15 protein-coding genes and 1 pseudogene are annotated in these 14148 nt (G+C 36.3%); 6 read left to right on the forward strand and 10 right to left on the reverse strand.

Translation table 11 applies throughout. The annotated features are described in order from the left end of the window. From J536_RS16660 to J536_RS16670, 3 genes and pseudogenes are all read right to left on the reverse strand, one after another. Positions 1–833, reverse strand: a pseudogene (locus J536_RS16660) (fimbrial biogenesis outer membrane usher protein); the annotation flags it as partial. Between the two features lie 40 nt (positions 834–873). After that, positions 874–1581, reverse strand: a complete 708-nt coding sequence (locus tag J536_RS16665) for a molecular chaperone (RefSeq protein WP_032063415.1) — start codon at positions 1579–1581, stop codon at positions 874–876. A gap of 83 nt (positions 1582–1664) precedes the next feature. Further along, positions 1665–2195, reverse strand: a complete 531-nt coding sequence (locus J536_RS16670) for a spore coat U domain-containing protein (RefSeq protein WP_005068793.1) — start codon at positions 2193–2195, stop codon at positions 1665–1667. A 682-nt stretch (positions 2196–2877) separates the two neighbouring features. On the opposite strand from J536_RS16670, the gene J536_RS16675 reads away from it, so the two are divergent. The 3 genes from J536_RS16675 (at position 2878) to J536_RS16685 (ending at position 6373) form a co-directional block, all read left to right on the forward strand. Next, complete coding sequence (locus J536_RS16675; RefSeq protein ID WP_002115187.1) at positions 2878–4551, forward strand: FMN-binding glutamate synthase family protein; 1674 nt, start codon at positions 2878–2880, stop codon at positions 4549–4551. Between the two features lie 209 nt (positions 4552–4760). Continuing rightward, a complete protein-coding gene (locus tag J536_RS16680; RefSeq protein WP_002115231.1) occupies positions 4761–5816 on the forward strand; it encodes a linear amide C-N hydrolase in 1056 nt (351 codons plus the stop codon). 62 nt (positions 5817–5878) lie between these two features. After that, the gene (locus J536_RS16685; RefSeq protein ID WP_002115218.1) at positions 5879–6373 is read left to right on the forward strand and encodes a hypothetical protein; all 495 of its coding nucleotides are present in this window, start codon (positions 5879–5881) and stop codon (positions 6371–6373) included. Between the two features lie 56 nt (positions 6374–6429). Here J536_RS16685 and J536_RS16690 read toward each other — a convergent pair whose 3' ends face one another. The 5 genes from J536_RS16690 to J536_RS0104585 all read right to left on the reverse strand — a co-directional run bounded on the left by J536_RS16690 (position 6430) and on the right by J536_RS0104585 (position 10628). Next, on the reverse strand, positions 6430–7458 hold the full coding sequence (locus tag J536_RS16690; RefSeq protein WP_002115207.1) for an alpha/beta hydrolase: 1029 nt from the start codon (positions 7456–7458) through the stop codon (positions 6430–6432). Next, positions 7458–8582: a YdcF family protein gene (locus J536_RS16695; protein ID WP_032055804.1), complete on the reverse strand. Its 1125-nt coding sequence runs from the start codon at positions 8580–8582 to the stop codon at positions 7458–7460. Before J536_RS16695 ends, J536_RS16690 begins: the two co-directional genes overlap by 1 nt. A gap of 4 nt (positions 8583–8586) precedes the next feature. Continuing rightward, complete coding sequence (murB, locus tag J536_RS16700) at positions 8587–9621, reverse strand: UDP-N-acetylmuramate dehydrogenase (protein WP_032055802.1); 1035 nt, start codon at positions 9619–9621, stop codon at positions 8587–8589. Positions 9622–9640: 19 nt separating this feature from the next. Further along, positions 9641–10144 (reverse strand): low molecular weight protein-tyrosine-phosphatase, encoded by a 504-nt coding sequence (locus J536_RS16705; protein ID WP_032005952.1) that lies wholly within the window; start codon positions 10142–10144, stop codon positions 9641–9643. A gap of 256 nt (positions 10145–10400) precedes the next feature. Continuing rightward, on the reverse strand, positions 10401–10628 hold the full coding sequence (locus tag J536_RS0104585; protein ID WP_002115197.1) for a tautomerase family protein: 228 nt from the start codon (positions 10626–10628) through the stop codon (positions 10401–10403). Between the two features lie 62 nt (positions 10629–10690). Here J536_RS0104585 and J536_RS16710 point away from each other — a divergent pair, with 62 nt between their 5' ends. Continuing rightward, positions 10691–11158: a winged helix-turn-helix transcriptional regulator gene (locus J536_RS16710; protein WP_017480922.1), complete on the forward strand. Its 468-nt coding sequence runs from the start codon at positions 10691–10693 to the stop codon at positions 11156–11158. 181 nt (positions 11159–11339) lie between these two features. Here the strand turns inward: J536_RS16710 and J536_RS26020 are convergent, their stop codons facing one another. Together J536_RS26020 and J536_RS16715 are read right to left on the reverse strand one after the other, a co-directional pair. Next, the gene (locus J536_RS26020; protein WP_005068773.1) at positions 11340–11570 is read right to left on the reverse strand and encodes a hypothetical protein; all 231 of its coding nucleotides are present in this window, start codon (positions 11568–11570) and stop codon (positions 11340–11342) included. A gap of 289 nt (positions 11571–11859) precedes the next feature. Further along, positions 11860–12189, reverse strand: a complete 330-nt coding sequence (locus J536_RS16715; RefSeq protein ID WP_185126873.1) for a YcgJ family protein — start codon at positions 12187–12189, stop codon at positions 11860–11862. 341 nt (positions 12190–12530) lie between these two features. Here J536_RS16715 and J536_RS16720 point away from each other — a divergent pair, with 341 nt between their 5' ends. Together J536_RS16720 and J536_RS16725 are read left to right on the forward strand one after the other, a co-directional pair. Further along, positions 12531–13688, forward strand: a complete 1158-nt coding sequence (locus tag J536_RS16720; RefSeq protein WP_032055798.1) for an iron-containing alcohol dehydrogenase — start codon at positions 12531–12533, stop codon at positions 13686–13688. After that, positions 13688–14122 (forward strand): acyl-CoA thioesterase, encoded by a 435-nt coding sequence (locus J536_RS16725; RefSeq protein ID WP_032055796.1) that lies wholly within the window; start codon positions 13688–13690, stop codon positions 14120–14122. Before J536_RS16720 ends, J536_RS16725 begins: the two co-directional genes overlap by 1 nt. The last annotated feature ends 26 nt before the right edge of the window (positions 14123–14148 follow it).

Here is a 14148-nt window from a genome sequence, read left to right on the forward strand (position 1 = left end):
CCTGAATAAATCTTTTGCTGGTTGACGTATAAATCTAGGGTTGAAGGCAATGCTGCCGAACCGGAGAATTGTGGGAGTGCCGAGGTGACAATATCACCGCGTTGACTATAAGCGCTCGACCACTGGAAACCGGCAAGACGGACACTGCTCCCCCAATCCGAGCTATTGGAAATAAAGTCGCCTAGGGTATATATCCTGATCTTCTCAGGGTCAACATATTGCCACTTAGTTTCCAGTCGTACCCATTTTTCATGGCTATAGCTATTTTCATTACTACCGTTATATAAAACCCCTGATGAGAAGTTACCGATTGCACTGTTAAAGATCCCTTCTGCCGTACCTGAGAAAACGTTCTCATCATTGGTTATGGTGTTATACAGACTGTAATTCAGAATGGCTGCATTTAAGGGCTTCATCTTTAGCAAATTCGGGCTAGTGATCTGCTGACCATTGAGGTCCACTGCATAGCCTGTCAACATATCCGATGGAACATTTAGGTTTAGGAACTGCTCATTCTCTAGATATTTAAACTGGATTCCGTTTAAATCATTAATACATACCCACTGGTTATCTGGGATATGTTCATCCATTTTTAGTCTTAAAGTTTTTAAATCACGAGAACGGATATATAGTTTTCTATCTTGATCCTGCCGTACCGATATTAAATCTTTAGAAATATTTGAATTAACAGAAATATTTAAAAATAGCTGTATATATCCCTGATCAGAACGAAAGGCCTGATGAGAAGAAGTCGGAACTTCCGGAATACTTGGTAAGACAGCATTGGTACTATCTTGTAATGATTCAGCAGCAGCATGAATCGGTAAGTACATAACACATAAGGCACTTACGATATATTTCATATGTGCCTCTTTAAAGAGATGTTTGCTTACCGTTAATATTTAATGAAATATTATATTTATGATCTGCTTGAAATTTAAAATCAGGACTAATATTAAAATTTCTCGCTTTCCCGGCAAGAATATAACCGTTCACGGTGTTTACTTTAATGGGATAGCTTTTATTTGCTGTTGTATCGACAAGTATTAAGTTATTTAAAAGCGCATGTCGATTACCAACATTACTTATGGTGAGATAAGCGTTATTTTGTTCTTGTTGTATTGACCAATTCAGTTTAGTAATCGCATCTTTATTGACGACAAATACAGGTAATGACGAACGTAGTAGTACGTTAACCCCTTGATCAGCTTTACGACTATCAATCGGTTTTGGTAACTCATCAATAATAATACGATAAGTTTTTTCACCAGAAATAGGCTCTGGGTTAATTCTAACTACACGTAAGTTATAAGAGTCACTAGGTTGTAGTTTTAGAAATGGTGGACTAATTACAATCTCATCCGTAGGGATTAACTGATCTTGACCAGCATTTTGTCTCCATTCAAATACACGCACCTGCAAATCAGCGCTTTCATTTGACTGGTTATATAAACTAATGGAAGATGCAGCCTGATCACTCAATATTTCAACACTAACAGGTGAAAGGCGGATTGATGCTGCATTTAGCATACTAGGCAAAAATAACAATAAACTTGTCACAACAAAGATATTTTTTTTCATGATTTGCCCAGAACTACTTTTCTCAAATTGAGCTAGCTCCTTTAAAAAAGAGCTAGCAATGACGCAATAAAACTTATTAAAAATTAATAAGTCACTGTTACAGTCACAGTGTCAACATAGCTACCTGCACTTGGTAAAGTTGAGCCAGCAGGAATACGACCATAGACGTTAACTGTTTGTGCTGCACCAGTACCAGTACCGCTATATGCAGTTGTTGCAATACCAATTGCTGTTGCACGGTTAGTATCTGAGAAAAGGTTGTAAGGAATGTATTCGTTGCTAGCCGCCCCACCAATCATACGACGTTGTGTCGATTGAGCATTTTTTCCTGCGTCAAAAGCCAAAGTCCATGGCACAGTGTTGTTACATAACACTTTAATTGCAGTCCCACCTGTTGTTGTGGTGTCTGCATCTACGTTGCTTGCAAGCGAACTTAACGTACCAAAGTCTAAAATTGCATTTGACGTAGTACCTGTTGCAGAAGTGTTGAGAACACAACTGTTTGTAATCGTTGCTTTAACAGTTAGTGTACCGGTTGCGTTAGCTGCATTTGCAACATTGATAGACGTTAAACCCATAGCAATTGCTGATAAACAAATGAGAGACTTATTCATGGTTAAAAACCTTTTTACATTACGCCAATAAAATTAATAGATGTAAAAATTAGCCTTCCCCATCACAATCACTAGTTCTTCTGACTGTTTTTTCAAAGCGTTATTTTTTTACTCTACTAGTTGCGCATAATACAAAAAAACAACAAAAACACTAATGTTTGTTTCATTCCAAATATCAATTAATAATCAAAATTTTTATTGATTTCTCAATTATAAAAATTTTTATGGTTAGTCCCACTCTTTTTATTAATTTTCGATAATTTCATTTACATTTTTATTAGTTTTTCTAAAAAATTTTAATTTTTCATTAGTTAAAATTTACCATAATTATTCATATTTTATAATTTTTTAAAGTTTGGTCAAAAAAATAAGAACAAAAAGTAAGCATATGATTATTCTATATATTTTAAATGAATAAGAAAATAATACTTTATGAATAAGAAATCTAAGTGTTTTATCACATCTTTAGAATTTTTTTAGACATTTCAATAGCTAGAGGCAGGTCTTCACTACTAAAAGTATGTATTGCTAGCTCAACTATTTCTAAAAATAAAATGAAAAATCAAACCTAATAATCTTTGGATTTTGTTATACCGTCCTTAAGCTAACAATTCCATACTTGTGGTTTTAGTTCCTTCTTGGCAAGGTATGTATCAGTAAAACATTAGGAATTTGTTCCAATATGGCGAGTCCAGCACAAATCATTCGACATAAATTTCTCAATACATTTTTTTCACGTCATTCTCTCTGGTTTTTATGTATTTTTACTGCGCTCAGCATCACATGGTTTCGAACCGTCTACACCCCTCATAGTATCTATTATTTTATTTCTGATACTCTCCTTAATGGTTTATGGGTAGTTACAGGCGCCTTAAGCCTATTAGGCCTCTATGATGTTTTACAGAATAAACATTCAATTTTAAGAAATTACCCAATTATGGGACATTTTCGTTTTTTGTTTGAAGATATACGTCCCGAAATTCGTCAATACTTTATTGAAGCGGATCAAGATGCTCTACCTTTTTCTCGCATGCAACGAAGCTTAGTTTATCAACGTGCTAAAAACGAAAATGCAGATAAACCTTTTGGCTCAATTATTGATGTCTATCAAGAGAATTACCGCTTTATTGTCCACTCAATAAGCCCTTGTCCACCAGCTGATCCAAAAAGCTTCCGCATTCAGGTGGGTAATGCGCAATGCCTTCAACCCTATAGCGCATCCATTATGAATATCTCTGCCATGAGCTTTGGTAGTTTAAGTGCCAATGCAATTCGAGCACTCAATAAAGGAGCGCAATTAGGTGGGTTTTATCACGATACTGGTGAAGGTAGCTTAAGCCCTTATCATCTCGAAAATGGTGGAGATATTGTTTGGCAAATTGCCAGTGGTTATTTTGGTTGCCGTACCCTAGATGGAAAATTTGACGAGCAAAAATTTGCTAAACAATCTCAATTGCCACAGATCAAAATGATCGAATTAAAGCTTTCACAAGGTGCAAAACCGGGCCATGGCGGTATCTTACCTAAGCATAAAATTACCGAAGAAATTGCTCAAATCCGTGGCGTTTCACGCGATCATGATTGTATTTCTCCTGCTAAGCATTCTAGTTTTTCTACCCCAATTGAAATGATGCATTTCTTACAGAAGCTGCGAACATTATCTAGCGGCAAGCCAGTTGGTTTTAAACTGTGTATTGGCCAACCTTGGCAATTCATGAGTATTGTTAAAGCAATGCTTGAAACAAAAATTGTTCCTGACTTTATTGTTGTAGATGGTTCCGAAGGTGGTACTGGTGCAGCACCAATTGAGTTTAGTGACAATATTGGTACCCCATTACGAGAGGGCTTACGCTTTGTCCATAATACTCTTGTCGGTGCAGGACTAAGAGATCAAGTTAAAATTGGCGCAAGTGGTAAAATCATTAGTGCTTTTGATATCGCTAGCACTTTTGCACTCGGTGCAGACTGGGTTAATTCAGCACGTGGTTTCATGTTTGCAGTTGGGTGTATTCAGGCACAAAGCTGCCACACCAACCAATGCCCTGTGGGTGTAGCGACTCAAGACAAAGATCGTCAAAAAGCAATTGATGTACCAACCAAAGCAGAACGAGTATTTAATTTTCATAAAAATACCTTGCATGCATTATCAGAAATGATTGCTGCAGCAGGTTTACGTCATCCTTCTGATATTAAAGCTCATCATTTGGCTCAGCGAGTAAATGACCGTGAAATTAAGAACTATGCTCAGTTGCATTTTTTCTTGAAAGAAGGTGAACTTTTACAATCTGAACTTAATAATGACGATGATAATTTCTACTATCGAATGTGGAATATGGCTGATGCCAATCATTTTTAATTTATATTAATTTTTATAAGTTGAGCATCACCTTTATAGTGTGATGCTCTTCCAGATTTAAACCTAATATGTGATTTTTGCTTAAATTTTACGCCTCTTTTAATTTGTATTTAATAGATTTTTCACCTAATATAAAAGTATAAATAACGTACACATTTTAATTTTATTTAATAAAAATTTTTATGCTTATAACAAGAAGGTACCTCATCATGTTGAAAAAAACATTCATCTCTTCTTTTGTTGCAATCGCTGTAGGCTTAAGTAGCTATGCTGTTGCTTGTACACGTGCCGTATATTTAGGTAATAACCAACATATTATTACCGCTCGCTCAATGGACTGGAAGGTTGATACAGGTACCAACTTATGGATTATGCCAAGCGGAGTTAGCCGTGACGGTAGTGCTGGTCCCAACTCAATAAAATGGACGTCAAAATATGGAAGTGTAATTGCTACAGGTTATGAAGTTTCAACAACAGATGGGATGAATGAAGCAGGTTTAGTTGCTAATATTTTATGGCTAGTAGAGTCTGAATACCCAAATGCAAAAAAGACAGATAAGCCTTTATTAAGTATTGCAGCATGGGCTCAATATATACTCGATAATTTTGCAACTGTAGATGAAGCCGTTAAGGCCTTAGAAAAAGAACCCTACACTATTATTACCGACAATGTTCCCGGTGAAACACGGCTCACCACTTTACATTTATCTATTTCTGATAAAACAGGTGATAGTGCAATTATTGAATATATTGGTGGAAAACAAGTGATTCACCATAGCCGAAGCTATCAAGTCATGACCAATTCACCTACTTTCGACAAACAACTTGCACTTGTTGAATATTGGAAGCAAATTGGCGGAACAATTATGCTTCCCGGTACTAACAGAGCATCTGATCGCTTTGCACGTGCATCATTTTACATTAATGCTATTCCTAAAAATGATAATACAAAACAAGCACAAGCTTCTGTATTTAGTGTGATTCGCAATGCATCTGTTCCCTATGGGTTAAATACTCAAGAAGAACCTAATATTTCCTCGACTCGTTGGCGAACTGTTGCCGACCACAAACAAATGCTCTACTTTTTTGAATCTGCCCTCTCACCAAATGTATTTTGGGTCGACTTGAAAAAGATTAACTTTAAAGATGGTAAAACACGTAGACTTGATTTAGGACCCGATCAAAGCCATATCTATGCAGGTGATGCCACCTCTTCCTTTAAAATTGCAAAACCATTTGTATTTTTAGGTCCAACTACGCGTTAATTTATGTCAAAATTTATTACTCTTAGTATAAATAATATTAAACATACGATCTTGGAATTTATATGATGAAGAAATCTCTACTCTTATTAGGTTCATGTCTACTTACTGCAGCGTGTAGCACCACACAGGTTAGTACACCAGCTCCTAAAGAGGTAAAGACAGCTGGTCAACTAAACTGCTCACCAACTGAACTATGCCCAAGCTTATTGGTTAAATGGAACGAAAATCAAAAAAATCAGCTTCGAGTAGATGTTCATTTAAGTAGTAGTTATAACTTTTATGATATTAACGCTTTGACTTTTGATATTGATGGCAAACGATTCAATTACGAACCAGCTCAAGCCACTGAAAAGACAAATGTGAGCCGATTAGTACCTAAACATTCAACCACTTACTTTGTTATTCCAAGTCAATTCCTACAAGAATTTAAAAATGCTCAAAATGTGAATGTTTTAATCAAAACAGATAAAGGAACAATCGAGCGCAATATGTATAGTCCACAAAAGCAGTCTTCGGTTTATAAAAACTTTATGCAGCTTTATCAAAATTCAAAATAAAATACAAAGATTAAGTCATGCATCTATCTAGAATTTTAGATAGATGCATTATTTTTTTAATAATAAAAATGTTTTGGCTTTGCATGCAAAAAGGCAGGAATCAACCCCGTTAAAGCCGCACGTATATCCGCACGCTCATTAATTAATTGATGAGAGCCCTCTTCAAGCATTAACAACGTTTGGAGTCTAAATTTACGACGAATAAATTCAATGTTGTAACGCCAATCAACCGTCTGATCAAGAGCACCTTGTGCAAGCCAGACTGGGATACGGCAAGCAGGTCGCTCTTCCATTTCCTGCATCCATTTTGACATTGCCAAAATCCAGTCCATACCCATCATTCGGGGTTGCAAAGGATCTTTTAAACGAATAAAACGCAAAAATTCAGGATTATGATTATTACGTCTAAAATGCCTTGGTACCTGACGCTTAATACGGCGAATAATGCCTAATCCAACGGGGTTATGCCACCACGCGGTTTTTGCAGGGCGAATTAACGGAGAAAGTAAAAGTACTCGATCTACAATCGGATCTTGGCGTTTTTCAGCATATTCTAATAAGTGATGCATCCAAATTGCTCCACCCGTACTTTGACCAATACCGACCCATGGTTTAGGTAACTGATCTGCATGTTTCACATATTGATAAACAGCCATCAAAACTTGCTGGTAATGATCAAAGTTTTTAATGCTGGCTGGTGAACCATCACTTAATCCATGCCCCGGCAAATCATAAGTAATGATACTAAAGCCCTGCTCAAGAATTTCACGAATGATTGGCTGGTAAATACCGCTATGCTCAAGATAGCCATGCAATAGACAAACTGTACCTTGTATTTTTTCTACTTTAGGTTTGAAAACTTGCACATGCAAACGGAATAAAGGCATTTGAACATAGCCTTGCCAATGGTCACATTCAAGTAAATGTAAACCATACAATTTGCGATAGGCCAGCAAATCACGAGAAGGTTCTTCTAATGTATTTAAATTAAGCGGACTCAAAACCTGCGGCGTAAGATCACGATTAGGAACCGGTAAATCTAATTGTTTTAATACGGCAGGATTGAGAAATGGAATATCTGACATTAAGGAACCTCTCGACAATCACTTGAGCCAAACAACATGTCACGAATTGTCGCAAGTAATTCATAATTTGCACGGCGGCTATGATCGTAATTTTGCACACTTGGTTGCCAACGTGTCAGTGGAGTTGGCATTGGAGCTACAACAGGAATAGTTTCTATACCATTTAAAGCAAAAAGTCGGCGTGTACGCGGCATATGATATTCATCTGTAACCAACATGACTGTTGGTGCCCCGCCTTTTTTCTGAAGCAATAAAGAGCTAAAACGGGTATTTTCACATGTATTCATACTCCGCTTTTCTAATAGCTTTGCATCAACACCGCGTTCTTTTAACCAAGCTTGCATATAAGGTGCTTCTACACCGCTAAGTACAATAGGCAGATGATTTTGTTTTTCAACTTCTAAAGTTTTTTCTAATCGCAATCGTGTATAGCCATTAACAACAATATCCTTACCATTTTTATCTAAGGTTAATCCTCCGCCCAACACAACAATTGCATAAGGCTCTGATAACTTTTTAGGTTGTACTGGTAATGGATTTTTACGCACATACTCGACTTTTTGTTCAGGTTCACTGACAGCTTTTTGATGCTCTGGTACCACAGGTTTTCTTGCTAAAAACTCTGTATATTGCTCAGTAAGCGCTTTATTTTCAGAACTATTAATAAAAAGTGCTTCGTCAACAGGACTACTCGCCTCATCTGCAGCATCAATTTCTGAGTTTTTAGCGACTAAAGGAACCGTTACAGATACGGCTTGCTCTTCCGAATCCTGTTCCTTTTCTTCTAAAAGAATAATTTGCTGCAAAGCTTTATAATTCTCTTGAATATAGGTCAGATCAGATGTTCTTTTTTCACGTAACGCTTGCTCTGTCAGTTTTAAATAGGCTTGACGAGCGATCCATAAATTCGAACCTGGCTCTAAATTATCATGCTCACTTAATGCAGCCTGTCTTTGGCTCTCAGCAGCGACTTGATTAACATCAACAGGTACAAAATAGTTAAGCCCAGCTACAATAAGTTTTGAATAAAATGGCGAATATAAAAAAACCACGAAACAGCCTAATAGTACAAATAGCACGGTGACTACTTGTACTAAACGTACCATTAAGTGTACTTTTGGCATAAAACTATTCCGTATGATTTTCAATTAAACCTAAACTGTTATAAAGCACAGGTTCTGGTTCTAACATAATATGGAAAAGCTGATCAACATCATGTTGTACAGCCTGATAAGTTTTCCTTACATCAGCTAGAGATGCATTGGCATAATTCACCAGAACTAATGCCTGTTTATGGAACATCCCTACCATATCGAGTTGCTTCCCTTTCCAACCCGCCTGATCAATTAACCATCCTGCTGCAATTTTAACGTTTCCGTTAGCTTGAGGATAATGTGGAATTGTTGAGAATTGTGTGACTAAGCGTTCAAACTCTTGAGGTTTAACAATCGGATTTTTAAAGAAACTCCCGACATTTGGATACTCTTTTGGATCAGGAAGTTTACTTTGACGAATATGGATGACCTGATTTTGTAAATTTTCGGCAGTCTGATTGTCTCCAACTGCTTGTTTCAAGTCGCCGTAGTTAAGTTTCAAATGCGGCTGTTTAAGCAATTTAAAAGTAACATGCGTGATAATGTAACGGTTTGGATCATCTTTAAAAATACTATGGCGGTAGGCGAAATGGCAGTCGGCCGCTAAAATTGTCTGAGTTTGCTTCAATTTACGGTCATACACTTGTACTGACTCAATAAACTCACCTACCTCTACCCCATATGCACCAATGTTTTGTACGGGTGAAGCACCGACTAATCCTGGAATAAGGGCTAAATTTTGCAAACCAAACCAGTTCTGTTCAGTGCTGTATAAAACAAAATCATGCCAGACTTGGCCTGCGCCTACTTTAACCCGCACAGAATCATCATCGTTTAATAAAACTTCAATTCCCTGAATATCAAGATGAATCACTAAAGCATTGATCTGCTGCGGTAATAACATATTACTACCGCCCGATAATACAAGTACATTTAACTGATGCTGCTCAGCAAACTCTAAAGCTGCTTCAATATCTTGAATATTGCCAACTTTAGTATAGTGAGAAACAGTTGCATCTAAACTTAAAGTATTGAATGGCTTAAGCTGTACTTGATTCTGAATTTGCATTGTGTTGAAAAACCTATTCTTAAACATTCAATTGTTTTTTTAAAATATTAACCCACGCCAAACTACTGGACTCACATTGATTGAGTACACGTTCAAAACCATCAGCACCGCCATAATAAGGATCAGGCAACGCTTGTTGTGGGTATTCAGGATCATGCTCACTCATTAAAGCTACTTTTGCACGAATTTGATGTGCGCCAAATTGGGAAACGGCTCTTTGCAACACGTCATGAATATCTTCAAAATTTTGATGATCCATTGCCAAAATCAAATCAAACTCTAAAAAGTCTTGAGTTGAAAGTTGTCTTGCACGTAAAGATGATAAGTCATAGCCCCTTTTCTTGGCATGCAACTGACTACGCTGATCAGGCGATTTATTGGGATGATAATTACTCGTTCCAGCTGAATCGACAACCACATTGAGTTGATGCGCGTCACAATAATGTCTGAAAACCACCTCAGCCGTGGGAGAACGGCAAATATTTCCTAAACAGACACATAACACCTTATATTGTGTTTCCATTAGAAATTACTTCCAAACATTTGAATTACATAAAAATAAACGGGATCATGCACAATCTTAACAGACTATAAGTTTATAAGAACCAAATTGACCAGCGTGACTTGTTGCATTTTGTCAAAACTCACTTGGGTTGAAAAGGAAAATAATGTTTATCAATAGATTAAAAGTTGATAAATCAGACGATAAATTAGCTAATCTTGTATTTTTGTAGTAATTAAATAAAAATAAAGCCCTAATTTATAGGGCATTACAAACATCACTTTGATGCAGTGATTAATTCAATCATTTCCTTTGTTGGTCTTAAGCTGCCTAACTGCCAATGTTCAGGAGGATGTTCATCAATTCTGATCCAAACATGTTCACGAAAAGCAGGATTTCCCTTTCCTTCTATTTCCACAAATAAATCCGTTATTCGCTTGAAAAGCTCAGCCTTACTATCTTTATCTAGTAAACCTTCTATAGTTTGTATATTTATAAATGGCATAATGCTACCTGAATTAAGGCTAGGTCTAAATTATAGACCCATACTAATTGGAGCTCCCAGTGATGTCAAATCAAATTATTCCGGATCATAAATTTCCAGTAGATGTATGTGGGATCTTCAAAATTACAGAAATATTGAATGACAGATGGACGATTCTCTTGTTAAGAGAAGCCTTCTATGGGGTAACAAAATTTAATGATTTTTTAGAAAATACAGGCATATCAAAGCAAATTTTATCTAATCGTCTAAAGCATCTCATCCAATTAGAAATATTTGAATTATCAATTTATAAAGAAGTTGGTGAGCGAGAACGTAAAGAATACTTACTCACTAAAAAAGGCAAAAGTCTAAATATTGTCTTACTCGCCATGCTTGAGTCTGGCGGTAATTTTATTGAAGCTGGTAAAGATGTGGTGAAAGTTTTTAATAAGAGTACTGATGATGAACTTAAATTAAAACTTGTTGATTCTTCTAATCAAGTTATAGATTTTAAGAATTTGGAACTTAAGCTCATTCATAGTAAAAAATAAATTTTTATAACTCAGCTACCCTGATCATAAAGTCTTCAGTATGCTTTTATAAAGAAATAAAAAAAGCCTACTCTTTCAAGTAGGCTTTCCCCTTATGACTTTTGCGCTGATCATTCAGGTTTATTGTTGTTTAAAGCAACGGAAGGATCTTACAGAAATACTTAAGAATAAAAAAGCTTATTTACTTAACTGAATGTAAGTACTCATAGGCTCCTTTTTCGTTACTCTCAAGTTTAATGACTGCATCCGTTTCATCATTTAGTGTCAGATTAAATACTTTTTCACCATCATATGAAATTTGGTGGCCCATACGAAACTCTGAATCAAGTGACTCAAGAATAATAAAATTTCCTTCGTTGTTCGAAGCGATATAGTAAGTGTTGTTCCGATGAACATATCTAATTGTGTACATCACTATTTAAATTCCACCTAAAAATTATGTTTTTTCTTAATAATAAAAAGATCCTTTTTCCCTTCTCAATCAGAAAAGATCCTACCGAAAACTAAACCCTCCCTTATTAATTGTTACCCCTGATCATTTAGTATTTTTTCACCCTATACTATTAAATTGATATTACAGAAATACTTAATAATAAAAAACCCCGCCATTAGTCGATAGTTAGCGGGGTCTTTTGCGATTTAACTTTACTTTTATAGACTCATCTATCAGAGATATTTACCTCATTTCTGCAATAGAAAAATCATTTATTTTTAAAAAGCTTATCTGTCATAGTTCTATCAATTTTACTGCGACGCCCATTCTCAAAGTATCGATCAACATGGCATAGTTTTGTTTTAGTATCACAGAACACACCATTTGAGAGCGTAAACGCTGAAGTATCAAAATCACCTTGAGAGAAGGCTTTATTCGCTTTATAAGTGCCTAAGTATTTAGCTGTAAGCTTTTTAGAAACACCTTTTTTGTCAGCACAAATATATTTGTCACAAATTACACCTTTTGTAGGCGAATATACACTAGAGCTGGTTTTCGCGATTGCTGCCGAGCTAAGCATCAAACACGTACATCCCATAATACTAAGAAAAGTTTTAGAAATTTTCACTTTTTAGAACCGATAAAATTATAAATTGTTAAGGCATTATATAAATTAGAAGCTTGCCAGAAAATCTACAGATCCCTATAAATAACAAAAAGCCCACTTTTCGACGAGCGTTTAAATATCTTGGTAATCCTCACTTACATTTCGGACCCTACATTGCAAAAAAGTATTTATCTATGGGTGGCACAAGGCTTAAGAAAAGTATAGTCACGTCAGAACTACTTTATTTTAAAGTTTCTTATGCTAACTTATTCGGAGATTGAATCTTATAGAACCATTCAACAATAATGTTCAAAAATAAGGAAATAATGTATATGAGCCATTTTCAATTTCAAACTGTTCCAAATATCATCTCTGGCTTAGGCTCTATACAAGAATTACAGAATGTTTTGTCGTCAAATGCTTACCGTAAGTTATTGCTAGTCACCGATGCAGGCATGGTTAAAAATCAATTACACCACCCCATCCTGCAAATTTTAGATAACCTCAACATTGAATATGTCATCTATGCTGATGTGCAAGCTGATCCACCTGAACAAGTAGTACTAGATGCAGCCAATTACGCTAAACAGCAAAATGTTGATGCCATTATTGGTTTTGGTGGTGGTAGTTCTCTAGATGTTGCAAAAGTTATTGCTTTACTCGCCCACCCTAATCAGACCCAAAGTTTGCAAGAGATGTACGGCGTAAACCAAGTCACTACAGCTCGTCTTCCGCTTATTTTGATTCCTACTACAGCCGGTACAGGCTCAGAAGTAACGCCAATCTCAATTGTCACTACAGGTGAGACGACAAAGATGGGGATTGTCTCTCCAGTACTATACGCCGACACTGCGATTCTTGATGCTACTTTTACTCAAAACCTTCCAGCACATATTACCGCTGCAACAGGTATTGATGCGATGGTACATGCTATTGAAGCATATACCTCTAAACATAAAAAAAATATTTATACGGATATTTTAGCCAAGCATGCTTTGAAATTGTTAAACCATAACTTACCGAAAGTTCTTAAAGATGGTAACGATTTAGAAGCACGTCAAAACATGCTATTTGGTTCAATGCTCGCGGGTCAAGCCTTTGCAAACTCGCCCGTTGCTGCGGTACATGCTTTAGCTTATCCACTGGGCGGACATTTTCATTTGTCGCATGGTCATACCAACGCCCTAGTACTGGTTGAAGTATTAAAGTTTAATGCACCAAATGCAAAAAAATACTATGCAGAGCTTATGCAATGGCTTGATCCATATAGTAATGGCAGCACCGATGGTTTATGTGATCTGTTTATTGACCACATGCAGAACCATTTAGACCGTAGTGGTTTGACTTTAAGACTTAGTGATTTAGGTATTGACGAGTCCAGCTTACCTCGACTTGCTCAAGATGCCATGCTGCAAACCCGTTTACTACAAAATAACCCACGTGACATGACAGAAGCCGCTGCTTTGGCAATTTATCAGGCGATTCATTAATGACTAAACCAGTTTTAAAAACGCGTGGTCAATTTAAGTTCTTTTTGGACATTCAAACACGTTGGGCAGATAACGATATTTATGGTCATGTGAATAATGTGACTTACTATAGTTATTTTGATACAGCGGCCAATGCTTTGCTCATCCAAAAAACAGGTTTTGATATTCATAAAGCAAAAGCAATTGGGTTAGTGGTCGATTCAGCTTGTAGTTTTCTTCAGGAATTGTCATTTCCAGAAATTATTCAAGTAGGTGTTGCGATTGGTAAAATCGGTACGACTTCATTGCGTTATGAATTAGCAATCTTTAAACAAGGTCAGAACCAAGCCTCAGCTCAAGGACATTTTGTACATGTGTTTGTTGATCGCGAAACGCGTAAGACTGTGCCAATTTCCGAGACAGTTCGTGAGGTTTTAGAGAATTTCTTATTATAAAAAATGAGGCAAAAAGAAAATACACA

Source organism: Acinetobacter sp. 809848, assembly GCF_000581275.1.
Lineage (GTDB): Bacteria > Pseudomonadota > Gammaproteobacteria > Pseudomonadales > Moraxellaceae > Acinetobacter > Acinetobacter pittii.

Excerpts from the sequence above, each read along its gene's own strand:
- J536_RS16665 (WP_032063415.1), bottom strand. The coding sequence starts at position 1,581 with ATGAAAAAAAATATCTTTGTTGTGACAAGTTTATTGTTATTTTTGCCT.
- J536_RS16670 (WP_005068793.1), bottom strand. The coding sequence starts at position 2,195 with ATGAATAAGTCTCTCATTTGTTTATCAGCAATTGCTATGGGTTTAACG.
- J536_RS16675 (WP_002115187.1), top strand. The coding sequence starts at position 2,878 with ATGGCGAGTCCAGCACAAATCATTCGACATAAATTTCTCAATACATTT.
- J536_RS16680 (WP_002115231.1), top strand. The coding sequence starts at position 4,761 with ATGTTGAAAAAAACATTCATCTCTTCTTTTGTTGCAATCGCTGTAGGC.
- J536_RS16685 (WP_002115218.1), top strand. The coding sequence starts at position 5,879 with ATGATGAAGAAATCTCTACTCTTATTAGGTTCATGTCTACTTACTGCA.
- J536_RS16690 (WP_002115207.1), bottom strand. The coding sequence starts at position 7,458 with ATGTCAGATATTCCATTTCTCAATCCTGCCGTATTAAAACAATTAGAT.
- J536_RS16695 (WP_032055804.1), bottom strand. The coding sequence starts at position 8,582 with ATGCCAAAAGTACACTTAATGGTACGTTTAGTACAAGTAGTCACCGTG.
- murB (WP_032055802.1), bottom strand. The coding sequence starts at position 9,621 with ATGCAAATTCAGAATCAAGTACAGCTTAAGCCATTCAATACTTTAAGT.
- J536_RS16705 (WP_032005952.1), bottom strand. The coding sequence starts at position 10,144 with ATGGAAACACAATATAAGGTGTTATGTGTCTGTTTAGGAAATATTTGC.
- J536_RS0104585 (WP_002115197.1), bottom strand. The coding sequence starts at position 10,628 with ATGCCATTTATAAATATACAAACTATAGAAGGTTTACTAGATAAAGAT.
- J536_RS16710 (WP_017480922.1), top strand. The coding sequence starts at position 10,691 with ATGTCAAATCAAATTATTCCGGATCATAAATTTCCAGTAGATGTATGT.
- J536_RS26020 (WP_005068773.1), bottom strand. The coding sequence starts at position 11,570 with ATGTACACAATTAGATATGTTCATCGGAACAACACTTACTATATCGCT.
- J536_RS16715 (WP_185126873.1), bottom strand. The coding sequence starts at position 12,189 with ATGGGATGTACGTGTTTGATGCTTAGCTCGGCAGCAATCGCGAAAACC.
- J536_RS16720 (WP_032055798.1), top strand. The coding sequence starts at position 12,531 with ATGAGCCATTTTCAATTTCAAACTGTTCCAAATATCATCTCTGGCTTA.
- J536_RS16725 (WP_032055796.1), top strand. The coding sequence starts at position 13,688 with ATGACTAAACCAGTTTTAAAAACGCGTGGTCAATTTAAGTTCTTTTTG.